Here is a 12,053-nt window from a genome sequence, read left to right on the forward strand (position 1 = left end):
TCAGCGGGGCTCCCAGGCGTCCGGCCGGGTGGTGAGCTTGCGTACGTGGGCCGGCATCTTGCCGCTGACCAGCTCGGCGAGGCTGACCTCGTCGACCACCTCGCGGATCGCCGCCCGCACCGCGACCCACAGCCGGGGCAGGTTCTCGGCCGGCCCCTCGTAGCGGGTCTCCTCGGGCCGTAGCCCGCGTACACCCGCCAGCGGGCCGTCGACGGCGCGCAGGATCGCGCCGACGGTGATGTCACGCGGAGGGTGCGCCAGGGTGTAGCCGCCCTCGGCGCCCCGCTGGGCCCGCACGATCCCGCTGCGGCGCAGGTCGGCGAGCACCGCTTCGAGAAACTTGCGAGGCATGTCCTGGTCCTGGGCGATTGCCTGGGCGGACATCAGCGAAGGGTGGGCAGCCGCCAGGGCGAGCGCCGCCCTGACCGCGTAGTCGCCACGCGCGGAGATCTGCACGCGACCATCATGCCGGTTACCCGCACCCCGTCACGGCACGGGATCCCAGCGGGTCGCGGCCGACAGCGGTCGACGCTGCCCCGGCACCCGTACCGCCGCCGGCCGGCGCAGCCCGCCGCGGAACACACCCGGGCTGCGACCGACCTCCCGCTGGAAGAACCGCCCGAAGTTCGTCGGCTCCGGAAAACCGAGCCGCCGGCCGATGTCGGCGATCGGCAGGTCGGTGGCCGCGAGCAGCCGCCGGGCCTCCAGGGCCACCCGGTCGTCCACCACCTGTTTCGCGCTGCGGCCGGTCGCCGCCAGGCAGGCCCGGGTCAGGGTACGCACCGAGCAGTCCAGCCGCCGGGCGTAGTCCTCCACCCGGCGGGTCTGCGCGTACGACCGCTCGACCTCCGCCCGCAGCCGCTCGAACGTCCCCGCGCCCGCGGTCTCCGGCGCCACGGTCCAGTCCGGCGCGGCGGTGCCCGCCGGGATCACGGTGCCGGCCGGGCCGGTGTCGCCGCCGGTCGGGAGCAGCGCGATCCGCAGCAGCAGCACGGTGAGCTGGTGGCGCAGCAGCGCGGCGGCCCGCTCACCGGAGCGGTTGCGCTGGCAGTCGACCACGAGCTGGCTCACCTCGTTGATCACCGCGTCCTCGTCCTCGCCGGCGAGCTGCCACCGGCTCGGCCCGTACGGGTCGTCGACGTGGACCGTGCCGTCCCGCCAGTAGACGACGACCGCGTCGAGTCCGGGCTGGTCGCCGAGGCGGATCACCTGGCCGGGCCGGGCCAGTAGCAGCGTGCCCGGCCGGCAGGGGTGGGTCTCGAAGTCGACGTCGTGGCTGCCGTGGCCGACCGTGACCAGGGTCAGCATGTGCCGGTCGAGCAGCACCGGCAGCGGGTACGCCCCGTTGGAACGAAGCTCACGCAGGGTAGTTGTGGTGATCCCGGCCGGGCCGGGGAGCGGGGCGGTCGAGCGCGTGCCGCCGTCGGACTGACCGAAACGGACCATCTCGCCGACGGTAGCCGTACCAGGGCGGGTTCGCACCCCGGGAAACGGAAGACGGGGGTACGGCGCACCGCCGAACCCCCGTTTCCAGTCGCGACCGGCGGACGGACCGCCGTGTCGCTGGCCCGGATTACCCGTGGTCCGACGGGGCAAACCATTTTCTTCTGACCGATTGCTGGATTTCTGGCAGTTAGCTGGATTTCTGGCAGTTGGCTGGCAGAAAGGCGCCGCACGGATTCGGCAGATCCGCGCGGCGCTCCGTTTGTCCGGTCTTCCGGGGACCGGGTGGTGCGCTCAGCGGCCGGCGAGCAACCGGTTGACCGCCGTGTCGACGTCCAGGTGCTCGGTTTCCCGGCCACGCGGTACGACGACGTACGTCCGGCGCAGGAACCGGACCAGGACACTTCGGGGCACTTCAAACAGTGCGTTCCCATCAGGTGAAGACAGGGCGAGCGCGGCGAAGTCACCCCGCGGGGTGGCCCAGGGCCAGACCCGCACGTCGCCGATCCCGGCCGGCTCGTCGAGGCCGGTGACGAGCAACTCTCGGGCAAAAGACCAGCTCACCGCCTCGCCGCCGGCGGACTCGGCGTGGAACAGGACGTGGACCGCGTACGGGTCCGCTGGGTCGTAGCGCAGACTGGCACGCACCGGCAATGCGGTGGCATCAGGCGCGACGAGCCGCAACGACGTTTCGACCTCGACGGTCGTCGGTCGGATGACACTCATGGACGAACTCCCCCCGGCACCGCTGCGAGGCGCGCGTGCCTCGCGTTTCCCATACTCAGGTGATACTCCTGGTTACGCTCCGCCATACGCTGATCTCACCCAGTAGTGGGAAGGCGGTTCCGAAATATCACAAGAATGCGAAAATCCTTGTACGATGTCCGGTTCTGCCTAAGCACTCGGTCCCGCCCGGCGTCGGGTGGTTCAGACGTCGACTCACTCCGGTAACGTCCAGTTGTCCTGTTGAGTGACGGGCCGTGGTGCACTGGGGAGCGAAATGACTGCGGAACAATCCTCGATCGAGCACACGACCCCAGGGCAGATCACCGATCGGTCACCCGTACAAGGTGCCGGCCCGACCGGCGCGGGGAAACGTGTGGGACACGACGACGAGTGGAGGTATGCGGTGCCGCGTCAGGAAGGCGGTGACCGCCAGCCCGGCGGCGCGCCCCCGTCACCCGGTGTCGCGCCGGAACCCACCACCGTCGCCGTTGACGACGACCCGCCCGCCCGGCGCGGACGGCTGCGCACCACCCTCGACCTGATCCGGTCCAATCCCACCGGACGCGCCGCACTGCGCATCGGCGTCGGCGTCACCGGCGCCATCGTGGTCATCATCGGGCTGATCCTCGTACCGCTGCCCGGCCCCGGCTGGCTCATCGTCATCGGCGGCCTCGCGATCTGGGCCGTCGAGTTCCACTGGGCCCGCCGCCTGCTCGCCTTCACCCGCAGGCACGTCACCGCCTGGACGCGCTGGGTGACTCGACAGTCGCTGTTGGTGAGAGGGGCGATCGCGCTCGCCTGCTTCCTCTTCGTCAGCGTCGTCGTCTGGCTGTCGGTCAAGCTCGGCCTCGGCATCGACCTGGTGGCCACCGTCCTGAAGTACCTCGCGACCAACTGACGACCCGCCGCCCCGGATGTGCGCCGGGGTGGCGGCATCGGGTACAGTCATGCGCGCTGAGGGCGATTAGCTCAGCGGGAGAGCGCTTCGTTCACACCGAAGAGGTCACTGGTTCGATCCCAGTATCGCCCACACTCTATATAGGCAGGTGAAAGGCCGGTCGGGATTGATCCTGACCGGCCTTTTGTTGATCTCCAGGCAAGATCATGAGTTGCCTGTGAGTCGCAGCCTGTGGAGGGGCACTTCGAGGTCTGCCAGTAGCGTCGCGCAGGTACCTCGCGCCTTGTGGACGGTGATCGGCCGTAGCCCGGCCTTGATGCACCGCGACTGCCAGAAACGCTGGAAGTTGCGTGGCTCGATCGGTGTGCCATGTCGGGTGGTGAATGCGAGGTCGGATTCCTGCCGCCTGGGCGCGCGTCCGACGCTTCGCTGTCGCTCCACACCGCCAGGCAACACGCCCGGCGGCTGGCGCGGAGAGCGGAAAGTCCGAGCCGTCGCAGACGATAGCGCCGAGAACGGTTGAGGTTCATGGGGGCCGGCAGGCGGTCGTGCCGCGCCCGAGCAGCGCGGCGCAGGGAAGGGCACGCCGGGTCCTCGCGGCAGGTCGCGGCGGCGGACGGGGCGCGGTCACTGCGCCTCCGGCGGGCGCGCAACGACTCCAGGATGGCCGGGGCTCCGTCCGCGCGTTGCGGTCCGTGGGTGGGTGCGCAGGGCCATCCCGCCAGCCGACGACCCGGGCAAGCCGAGCAGACCACCGCCCGGCCCGCCAGCGTCCGTACGCGCGTCAAGGTCCGCTTGACGTGGCGACCCGGCGGCGGCCCGCTCTCCAGACGGGCGGGTCGGCGGCAGACGGGATGGCAGGTGAGCGCGGGCCTTGCTGGCGCCGGCTAGAGCAGGGTGGATGTGCGTTGTAACGTCATGCTCATGCCCCCGCTTCGAGCCATGGAACTCATTGTGCTCGGCTTGGTCGTCCTGTTGAACGGCAGTATGGCCGCTGTCTTGTTTCTCCGGAGCCGCCGCAACCCAGTGGTAGTTCTCTGGCCCGGACGCCGGATGCGTCACCCAAGATTGCTGGCCGTTCAATACCTGCTTACGGCTCTGGGCTTTGCGGCCGTAGCCGTCGGCGGCTCGGTGTCGGACAGCAACCCCATAGGTCTCCTTGTGCTTGTTGTCGCCTCTGCCTTCCTCCTGTCGGCGGCGGTCATATTTCTGTTCGGGCGCAGGGCCGCCGCGTTGCTGGGTGACTAACTGGGTGACGAGCGGGGCGGCCGCCGCCGGACGCCCACGGACGATGGTTGACTGCTCCGGCAGCTCACCCCGGCTACTTGCCCAACTCGTCGGCGGCTGATCACTCTCGGGACGAACAGGTCTCCGTGCCTGGTCTGCAGGTCGAGCTTGCCCAGTAGCGTGCTGGGCATGGGTGAGCCCGTTGGAGCCGTCGAGTTGATGCACCGGGTCATCGGTCGTGACCTAGTCGCGGTCACGGAGGCTCGGCACTGGCACGACGGCCGGCGTGGCGGTGATGCGGAGAGCTTGTTGCATTTCTGGCTGCACTTTCAGGAAGTGCCGCCGCTCATGGCGCATGGGTGCGGCGAGCTGCTGCTTCTCGAGTTCAGCGCGCCGTACGCGGCGTACGACATGGGAGAGTACGGTGAGACGCGCGTTGGGCCGGCGCAGAAGCCAGACCTGCTGGCGCTGCTGCCGGGTCATCGGCTGCTAGACGCTGCTCTCGTCCGGGGCTACGCGACGCGTCCGGCCTTGGGCGGGGTCCTGCTGAGGTTCGACCACTGCGACCTGGTCGTGGCGTCGTTCGGCGATGAGTGGGTCCTGAGACAGGAAACGATACCGCCCGAGTTGGCTACGTGCCTGACCGTCGGAACCTGGCTGGGAGATCGGGCCATCGGCTGACGGCGTACGTCGTAATGGTTGCCGTGCCCGATGCAGCGGTTAACACCGGCACGTGGCACAGTTCAAACCTCAGCGATCGATCTTGCTCGACCAGCGGCGCGGCTGCCCAGCGCATAGACCAAGCCGCTCGCCAGGTCGACGCAAGGCACCATTCCCAAGCTGACCGTCACGATAAGGCTGAGCGACGAGTTGGGTGACGACAGGTGCGAACGGTGCCGGACATTCATGGACAAGAGCGGAATGTTTGGCCCGCAGCCCAGGTAGGCGCCAGTCGGTGGCTCATGATCATTCCTTCAGGTCGAAGGGGGTAGGTCCCATCCGGTGCATGCCCGTGCATCCGGGTCCGGCGAGGGTCTATCCAGGGCGCCGGTCGCACGCCTCGCGTGCGGAGGTCCCGTGACAACGGGTACGGACGCCAGTGAATAGACAAGGACGACGGTGGACCCGCGTCCCCACGTCAAGGGCCACGGAACAGCAGTTCGCGCAGCGGTGCTGGTTGCCTGGGGGGAAAGGAGTCGTCCGGGCACGCGCGGTGCACAAGACAGAGTGAAACGTCGGCAAGATGCGGCGAGTGACGTGAGTCGAAGGTGGGGCGTGACCAGCGGTCGGGCATGTCGCTGCAGGTTATGCCACCGTCTAGGTTCCGCTCAACGGCTGACCGACGCCCCTGCACCATCGTGGACCCGGCGATCAGTTGTCAACGTCGTACTCGGATTCGTCGACCAGGCCCGTCACGAAAGTCTCGAAGTCGGGGGCGAGGATCGTGATCTGGTAGTTCCACTGCTGGTCGACGTGTACGACGGCCGGCTCACCGGGCGAGCGGTAGTCGAGGGCGATCATGTCATGACCCGCCGACGGGCAGTCGGCGATGTAGATGCCGATGTCGGGGTAGTCCCATTCCGCTACCCAGAACGCGCTGCCGACCTCGCCGCAAAGACTGAACCGAGCGGTTCGGCCGATTGCCGCCAGTGTGTACACGCCAACATGGTCCTCGGCCCAGGAGGTTCGGCTGGGTGCAGGGTGGGCGTCACGGGCGAACGAGCCGCCGTTGTGTCGACGGGCAAGGTCGACGTACGCGGTGGGTAGATGGCGTCCAAGCTGTGCTTCCACCGTCCGCAGAACATCGTCGGTGAGCGGGTCCTCCAGCGGGCCGGAACCGTCGAAGACCGTTGCGGGATCGAGCATGGGTTGACGGTAGTCGGTTGGCGTCAGTTCCCCCACGCAGATCAGGGCCACCTTTCATCGAAGAAGGTGGCCCTTTTGCTGTCCGTGCAGCAGCGGACTGCGGCAACCGGCGGTTCGTCACACTGAGCGGGTGGATGGATGGGTCCAGGATCTGTGGCTGGTCGCGATCGTCGATGACGTTCCTGATGACGAGGTGCGACGCTGGTGGAACGGCCATGAGACCCCCATCCTGGACGACCTCGCGGAAACCGCGCCCGGCGTTCGCCTCGGCACGATCCTGACGACCTTCGAGGTCACGGAGCCGGACGGTCCCGCTCGTCGCGTCTTCGACCTGATGTTTCTGCGAGGTACCTGTCCCGAGGAGTTCGACCGGAGCACCTCGGCGCCGTACGTCCTGCCGGTACTCGACGATGAGCTTCGGGCGGCGCTGCTGGCGGCGTTCTCCTCGCGGCCTGAAGACCCTGTCCTGGCGGAAGTCACGCCGTCGGACGACCTCACCGAGTTCCTCGATCGCCACCAGGGTGCACGCCTGGCTACGCATTCGCGGGCCGAAGCCGTACGCGTGAGATCGCAGTGACCGATTGGTTCGGGCGGCTAGTCCTTACTATCGGCGCAGTGCGGGTGCCGGCGGCGCTGGTGTAATCAGCCTGGCCGGAGCGGTCCGGTGTAATAGGTCAGTCCCAGAAGTTGAACAGCAGCTCGCCGACGGTGGTCGGCTTCCAGTAGCTGATCTGGTCGTGCTCGCCGGCGTCGAGCCCGTCCAGGTCGACCTGTGACAGTGGAGTCCGCAGCTGCTCACCGGTGAGGACGTGGGCGTCGGTCAGGTCGGTGATGGCGGCGGCGAGGCCGGGATGGTCGACGAAGGTGGTGGTGGCGTCGCCGCTGGCTCGGGGATGGGCGAAGGCGATGAACGGCAGGGTGAGGTGCCGCATCACCGCGATGTGGTGCTGGCCGTGGGTGATGGTGATCGTGTGGTGGTTCGGCGTGACGCCGGCCGCAGTGATGCCGGTGACGGCTGCGTCGATGGTGCGGGCGGCGTGGTGGCAGACAGCGGTGAAGGTCCTGAGGTCCGCCCGCTGTCCGGGTGGCGGATTGAAGCCGGTGGCGCCGGGCGGCAGCTTCATGGTCGACCTCCACGCAGGTTGCGCTCAGCTGAAGAGCGAGCGTACGTCTGCGCCAGAAAATGGTGGGGTTGCTGGTCTCGTCGGTCCAGGTCGGCACGCTGCCGCCGCTCGCCGGTGTCCTGGTCGATTTCGTTGCGGACGCCGACACCTGACCCCGCCGCGGTCGAACGTCCGCGTCGGCCTGGGCCAGTGGGACACGGAGTTCCCAATCCAACTCGTCCTGGCCGTCGGTGAACTCGGTTTGCCTGAGTCGGCAGGCGAGTGGCCGAGGCAGGTCCAGGTCAGCCACCCGGTGCAGGTCGCTGGCCGGGGGTGACCTCCGGGCCGTGGGACCATCGTGGCCGTGACGGTCGTGCGGTTGCCGGAAGGCTCGTGGTGGGACTGGGAGGTGCTCGGGTGGAACGGGTCGGAGTTGCGGCTCGCCGCCGGGTACGACCTGACGTACCACCACGGTCTGGAATTGGTCTTCACGGACGTCGACTACCTGGCCTGCCCGACCCGCTTCTCTGGCCCCCGGTTCCGGGAGCCCACCCCCGACGAGCGTGAGACCGTACGCCGCTACGTCGGTGAGGAACCACCGGTGGTCGTGGCGTTCGACGTTGACGCCGAGGGCACTCATGGAGTTCTTCCCTGTGTCGTCGCGGCGGCCTCGGTCGGGATCGTGACAGGGCTCGTCTACCGCTACTGGCGGGAGGACCTCAAGGAGGGGGAGCGGCTGGCCCCATTCGTACGGCGCCCCGATCGCAGCCAGTGACGGGTGCAGGGCCGTCACCTGATGATGGTGGATCGAGGTGGCTGCCTGCGGGGCACGACGACTGGCCGTCCGGACGCAGATGCAGGCGCGAACCGAACACGTCGTGGACCGGCGCACAGTGCCGAGCAGGTCCGGAATCCATACCGCGTGCGCGTGGGCGGCCACCCGACTGGGTGGCCGCCCGTTCCGTCCGAAGATCCGGTCAGACCAGGGAGTGATGCGTGGCCCAACATGGAGTGGCCGTCAGGGACCAGATCCCTGGACCGGGAAGGTACCCGCCGAAGATGTTCTCATTGCTGCGGAGGACGTACACCGTGGCCGGCTGCACGACCGAGCAGGTGATGTAGGAGGTTGCGCCCTGGACTCCGCCGAGGGTGCAGAACTCCGGCAGGGGGCGGCGATCGTCCGAGCCCCAGTCGCGACAGGAGTGACCGTGGCCGCCTCTGACAGTGTCAGGGCAGACTGTCGGTGGACCGGTGGCAGAGTCGGGTTATTGCAGCGCTGAGATGCCGGATGCCGTGCACGCGCGGCGGCTCGAAGGCGTGTGGGGCCGCTGGCGTGCCATGCCCCACCGGGGGTTCAAATCCCCTCCGGTCCGCTCGTAGTCCTCCGGTGCCAGGCGTGATGGCCTGGCGGCCAGTGAACTCGTATGCCCGAGCCCTTTTTATGATCAAGTATCACGGTACAGAACCGTGAGAACACGTCCCGCGCATCGCCGGAGTGGCCGGATTGGTTCGTCGCATCACTCATGTATGCGGGTTGCTGCCGACAGCAACCCGTCAAGACGAGGACAGCCTCGGAAAGCCATCGGTGGACCGTTCCCAGAGGCTGCGGACGAGGACAGTGCCGGCCGGACGCAGCGCACCCAGAACTTACAAGCGAGAGGTCGCCGTCCTCACGGATGAAGAGCGCCCCTTCTCTTCGCAGAGGAGAGGCGTTGTGCGGGGCGCACTGGGGGCCAGCCGAGAACCAAGCGGACGAGGTACGTTAGGCGTTCTACCACTTGAACTACGCCTGACCAGGTCAGTCGGCGAGACTCGAACTCGCAGTTCCTCCTTGAAATGGAAGTAACCCCACCCTGCGCACAGGCTGGCCGCCAGCGCGCCCCGTACGTGCCCCTCCGAGAACTGAGCGACCGAGGCACATTTCGTGCCAGATAGGTATCTCCGGTCTTCGTATCGGAGGTGCGTCCTAGACGCTAGCGGACAGGTGATGACTCGGCAAACTAAATTGCCCCTGGTGAGCTGAAACAGGCCGTTCAGATGAGGAACCAGCCGACGGGATCGCGACGGGCACCCAACGGCGAAGTTCATTACCAGTAGGGTGTCGTCGTGGACATGACTCCCCAGGCCTACGAACTTTGGCTCGCCGAAATCGACGGCGACTCGAAGTGCCTGGTCGCCGCCTCGGGCAGCCAGCCTTTGGGGCATCCGTGGTGAGGTTGGGGCATGAGTGCGGTAAGAATCCAACAGGTGCGGCATGAGATTCTGCCGTTGTACCAGCACTTCAGTCTCCGAGACTGGCTGCAGGAGCCCGAACTCAGTGCCGCACACGCCCTCTTCCGGCATGCTCGAGAGTCCATTGTCGCGACCGACACCTCGCAGTTGTTGGTGTATTGCGCCCAAGCGGAAGTCGTGGTCGAGGTGGAGTTCCAGGTATGGGATTCTGATCCAGCGGAGAATGGTCCGGTTCGAGCCGACTGGGATGGCGGTCAGACCTTCCTTCTCGAATGCCCCAGTGGCGAGGTCTTCATCGACCAGCCCACTATGCCCGCGATCGAACTCGGAGCCCTGGGCGCCGGACCCGGCTGGTACCAGGGCCGGGTATCGTGGCGAGACCGAAACCCTTACCCCTCGCAGCCACATGAATCAACTCTGACGGCCGTACCGGCATCTGGCTCGAACAGGGAGCGTTACCAGATTCAGATCTGGCGGGCAGAGGGCGGGCTCAAATCTATGTGAGCTGGATCGGGGCCGCCCCACGTTTGTTCGAATCGTCTGTAACCAGTCATCGCCGTATGCCGGTTGAATCTCGCTCATTGCGGAGAGCGGTGACGAAGCCATCGTCCCACCGGGCTTCGTCGATCGTGTGCCGGTCGACGAGGAAGCAGTTGGGCTCCTCGCGGAAACCAGGAAGTGATCGTGCGAGGACGATGCGTTCCTGAGCCTTCTGCTCCGTGGAATAGACGCCGAGCATCTTCAGGTCATCGCCATCCTGCTCGTCCCACCCCAACTGTCCGTCCTCATCCCGGTGCCGAGTCGGTCTACCGTCGGTAAAGGGGGCATGTCGAACATGCCAAAGTAGGAAGACATCCACGAGCCGACCGTACGACCTGCTGGACCGTGGTGGAAGACAGGGAGTTCCGGCCGACACCCCATGTGGGGCCGAACCGCCCTCACCACGCTCCCGATGATCGATTGCTCGGATCCGTCCGATCCCGGCACCGACCGCGAACGAAAGAGGGCGGCACTACCCGAGGCCGGCTTCGTCCAGCGCCCGCAGCGCGATCCGGGTGGCCGCCTCGTCGGGGTCGCGAACCACGTCCGTCGCCTCCGTCACTGGAATGATCCGGCGGTGCGTGATCTCGAACCGCGGCCGCCACGCGAGAAGGTCGACCTCCGCCCACCAGTACGACCGGACCAGCACCAGCCCTCGCTCGTGCCCGCGAAGGCACCGGCTGCGGGAGTAGCCGAGCTGGCGCGCGTCTCCGACCACGGCGCAGGCCTCCTCGAGTACTTCCCGCCGCAGCGTCTCCAGTGGAGTTTCGTCGCCCTCGGGTCGACCGGCGGGAAAGCCCCAGTGCGCGCCGTCGTGGCTGATGAGCACCAGTCGGGCATCCGCGGTGACGCAGATTCCGGCGGTGCCGTGCGACCGGCCGGCCGGGGCGCTGGCGCCCGGGTGCCAGGAGACCGACCAGTCCTGACCGTTGGATCGGCTGACCATTTCCTCCAGGTCACGTGCCTGCAGGTGTTCGCCCAAGAAACCTCTCCGTGTCGATCGGTGGCGAATCCGGCACCCGGAAGCCGCTCCCGTTCAGGCAGGGCGGCTCAGGCCGAGTTGTTCCAGCCAGCCGCTGACGTCGAAACCCTGCTCCTCGGCCTGGTCGAGCCACCTCGCGGCACGGGCCGGGTCGGTGGTGACTCCGGAGCCGAGCAGGCACATCACGCCCAGGGTGGCGGCGGCCCGAGGGCTCCCGGCTATCGCCGCCCGCTCGTACCAGCCGGCCGCGGCCTCCTCATCCCGGGGAAATCCCTGGCCGGTGGCATGACCGGCCGCGATGTTGTAGAGGGCTCGCGGGTGCTCCCGATCGGCGGCCCGCATCAGCCACTGCCGGGCCGCCACGTCGTCGCGCGGCACCGTGTCCCCGGTTCCGTACAGGACGTGCAGTTCGAACATCGCGTCGGCGTTTCCGGCGGCGGCGGCCCGTTCGTGGTACCCGAGCGCGGTCCCGCCGTTGCCCAGCAGGTAGTGCGTGATGCCGGACCAGTAGCTCGCCTCCCCGGTCGGGTCGTCGGCCAGCAGCGGTTCCAGCAGCGTCAGCGCGTACGGCCCGACCCGCCGCACCGCCGGCCGGCCAGCGGCGGCGAACCGGTACGCGCCCTGGCGACTGCCGTGCCGGGCGGCCTCGGCGAAGCAACGCAGGGCGGCGTCCAGGATCTCGTCCTCGCCGGCCGGGAACGGGTGCGGCGACGGCAGGGCCGGTGGCCGCCCGAACGGCAGGTCGAGCAGCCGCTGCCCCAGCAGCGTCCACACCTCCGTCCGGCCGGCCAGCGCCGCGGCGACATAGCCACGGACCAGTACGTCGTACGCCTGGACCGGCAGGATTCCGATCATCGCGTCGCCGCGGGTGATCCGGCCGTCGATCTCACGGCACAGACCTTCCAGGTACGCGGCGTCGAGCGGATCGGCCTCCGTCGCCCGCACGGTCTCGGCGAGCAGGGCGTTCGCGTTCGAGGACGAGGCGGCGGCAGGGCTCAAGGTCATGTTCGCACCCTAAGCCGTACGGTCCACCCCG

Annotated in this window: 14 protein-coding genes, 2 tRNA genes and 1 pseudogene; 8 read left to right on the plus strand and 9 right to left on the minus strand. The window is 68.0% G+C overall.

Annotated features, from left to right (window positions below; genetic code table 11):
* The 3 genes from AB0M79_RS16715 to AB0M79_RS16725 all read right to left on the minus strand — a co-directional run bounded on the left by AB0M79_RS16715 (position 1) and on the right by AB0M79_RS16725 (position 2,169).
* Entirely contained in the window at positions 1-456 is a 456-nt protein-coding gene (locus tag AB0M79_RS16715; protein ID WP_357543765.1) for an Rrf2 family transcriptional regulator, read from the minus strand.
* A gap of 30 nt (positions 457-486) precedes the next feature.
* Positions 487-1,308 carry an AraC family transcriptional regulator gene (locus AB0M79_RS16720; protein WP_364214260.1) on the minus strand — a complete coding sequence of 274 codons (822 nt, stop codon included), beginning with the start codon at positions 1,306-1,308 and terminating at the stop codon, positions 487-489.
* A gap of 429 nt (positions 1,309-1,737) precedes the next feature.
* Positions 1,738-2,169, minus strand: a complete 432-nt coding sequence (locus tag AB0M79_RS16725; RefSeq protein ID WP_357543764.1) for an SsgA family sporulation/cell division regulator — start codon at positions 2,167-2,169, stop codon at positions 1,738-1,740.
* Positions 2,170-2,572: 403 nt separating this feature from the next.
* On the opposite strand from AB0M79_RS16725, the gene AB0M79_RS16730 reads away from it, so the two are divergent.
* Positions 2,573-3,067 carry a TIGR02611 family protein gene (locus AB0M79_RS16730; protein ID WP_364213851.1) on the plus strand — a complete coding sequence of 165 codons (495 nt, stop codon included), beginning with the start codon at positions 2,573-2,575 and terminating at the stop codon, positions 3,065-3,067.
* Between the two features lie 60 nt (positions 3,068-3,127).
* Positions 3,128-3,199: transfer RNA gene (locus AB0M79_RS16735), tRNA-Val, on the plus strand.
* A gap of 108 nt (positions 3,200-3,307) precedes the next feature.
* On the opposite strand, the pseudogene AB0M79_RS16740 reads toward AB0M79_RS16735, so the two are convergent.
* Positions 3,308-3,466, minus strand: a pseudogene (locus AB0M79_RS16740) (site-specific integrase); the annotation flags it as partial.
* 543 nt (positions 3,467-4,009) lie between these two features.
* Here AB0M79_RS16740 and AB0M79_RS16745 point away from each other — a divergent pair.
* A complete protein-coding gene (locus AB0M79_RS16745) occupies positions 4,010-4,315 on the plus strand; it encodes a hypothetical protein (RefSeq protein WP_364213853.1) in 306 nt (101 codons plus the stop codon).
* 168 nt (positions 4,316-4,483) lie between these two features.
* Complete coding sequence (locus AB0M79_RS16750) at positions 4,484-4,975, plus strand: hypothetical protein (protein WP_364213856.1); 492 nt, start codon at positions 4,484-4,486, stop codon at positions 4,973-4,975.
* Positions 4,976-5,665: 690 nt separating this feature from the next.
* Here AB0M79_RS16750 and AB0M79_RS16755 read toward each other — a convergent pair.
* On the minus strand, positions 5,666-6,160 hold the full coding sequence (locus AB0M79_RS16755) for an SMI1/KNR4 family protein (RefSeq protein WP_364214263.1): 495 nt from the start codon (positions 6,158-6,160) through the stop codon (positions 5,666-5,668).
* 130 nt (positions 6,161-6,290) lie between these two features.
* Between AB0M79_RS16755 and AB0M79_RS16760 the strand changes: the two genes are divergently transcribed.
* Entirely contained in the window at positions 6,291-6,737 is a 447-nt protein-coding gene (locus AB0M79_RS16760; RefSeq protein ID WP_364213859.1) for a hypothetical protein, read from the plus strand.
* Between the two features lie 97 nt (positions 6,738-6,834).
* Here AB0M79_RS16760 and AB0M79_RS16765 read toward each other — a convergent pair whose 3' ends face one another.
* Positions 6,835-7,284 (minus strand): hypothetical protein, encoded by a 450-nt coding sequence (locus AB0M79_RS16765; protein ID WP_364213862.1) that lies wholly within the window; start codon positions 7,282-7,284, stop codon positions 6,835-6,837.
* 343 nt (positions 7,285-7,627) lie between these two features.
* On the opposite strand from AB0M79_RS16765, the gene AB0M79_RS16770 reads away from it, so the two are divergent.
* The 3 genes from AB0M79_RS16770 (at position 7,628) to AB0M79_RS16780 (ending at position 9,999) form a co-directional block, all read left to right on the plus strand.
* Positions 7,628-8,038, plus strand: coding sequence for a hypothetical protein (locus AB0M79_RS16770; protein WP_364213865.1), 411 nt, complete (start codon positions 7,628-7,630; stop codon positions 8,036-8,038).
* A gap of 470 nt (positions 8,039-8,508) precedes the next feature.
* Positions 8,509-8,636 (plus strand) — tRNA-OTHER (locus AB0M79_RS16775).
* Between the two features lie 850 nt (positions 8,637-9,486).
* Entirely contained in the window at positions 9,487-9,999 is a 513-nt protein-coding gene (locus AB0M79_RS16780) for a hypothetical protein (RefSeq protein ID WP_364213868.1), read from the plus strand.
* Positions 10,000-10,045: 46 nt separating this feature from the next.
* Here the strand turns inward: AB0M79_RS16780 and AB0M79_RS16785 are convergent, their stop codons facing one another.
* From AB0M79_RS16785 to AB0M79_RS16795, 3 genes are all read right to left on the minus strand, one after another.
* Positions 10,046-10,354, minus strand: a complete 309-nt coding sequence (locus AB0M79_RS16785) for a hypothetical protein (RefSeq protein WP_364213871.1) — start codon at positions 10,352-10,354, stop codon at positions 10,046-10,048.
* Between the two features lie 153 nt (positions 10,355-10,507).
* Positions 10,508-11,017, minus strand: a complete 510-nt coding sequence (locus AB0M79_RS16790; RefSeq protein ID WP_364213874.1) for an NUDIX domain-containing protein — start codon at positions 11,015-11,017, stop codon at positions 10,508-10,510.
* A 54-nt stretch (positions 11,018-11,071) separates the two neighbouring features.
* A complete protein-coding gene (locus tag AB0M79_RS16795; RefSeq protein WP_364213877.1) occupies positions 11,072-12,022 on the minus strand; it encodes a tetratricopeptide repeat protein in 951 nt (316 codons plus the stop codon).
* Positions 12,023-12,053 lie beyond the last annotated feature (31 nt).

Origin of the sequence: Polymorphospora sp. NPDC051019 (genome assembly GCF_040683055.1) — a bacterium.
Classification (GTDB): Bacteria; Actinomycetota; Actinomycetes; order Mycobacteriales; family Micromonosporaceae; genus Polymorphospora; species Polymorphospora lycopeni.

Bases quoted from the DNA above. Each gene is read 5' to 3' on its own strand.
- AB0M79_RS16720 (WP_364214260.1), bottom strand. From the start codon at position 1,308: ATGCTGACCCTGGTCACGGTCGGCCACGGCAGCCACGACGTCGACTTC.
- AB0M79_RS16725 (WP_357543764.1), bottom strand. From the start codon at position 2,169: ATGAGTGTCATCCGACCGACGACCGTCGAGGTCGAAACGTCGTTGCGG.
- AB0M79_RS16745 (WP_364213853.1), top strand. From the start codon at position 4,010: ATGGAACTCATTGTGCTCGGCTTGGTCGTCCTGTTGAACGGCAGTATG.
- AB0M79_RS16750 (WP_364213856.1), top strand. From the start codon at position 4,484: ATGGGTGAGCCCGTTGGAGCCGTCGAGTTGATGCACCGGGTCATCGGT.
- AB0M79_RS16755 (WP_364214263.1), bottom strand. From the start codon at position 6,160: ATGCTCGATCCCGCAACGGTCTTCGACGGTTCCGGCCCGCTGGAGGAC.
- AB0M79_RS16765 (WP_364213862.1), bottom strand. From the start codon at position 7,284: ATGAAGCTGCCGCCCGGCGCCACCGGCTTCAATCCGCCACCCGGACAG.
- AB0M79_RS16780 (WP_364213868.1), top strand. From the start codon at position 9,487: ATGAGTGCGGTAAGAATCCAACAGGTGCGGCATGAGATTCTGCCGTTG.
- AB0M79_RS16795 (WP_364213877.1), bottom strand. From the start codon at position 12,022: ATGACCTTGAGCCCTGCCGCCGCCTCGTCCTCGAACGCGAACGCCCTG.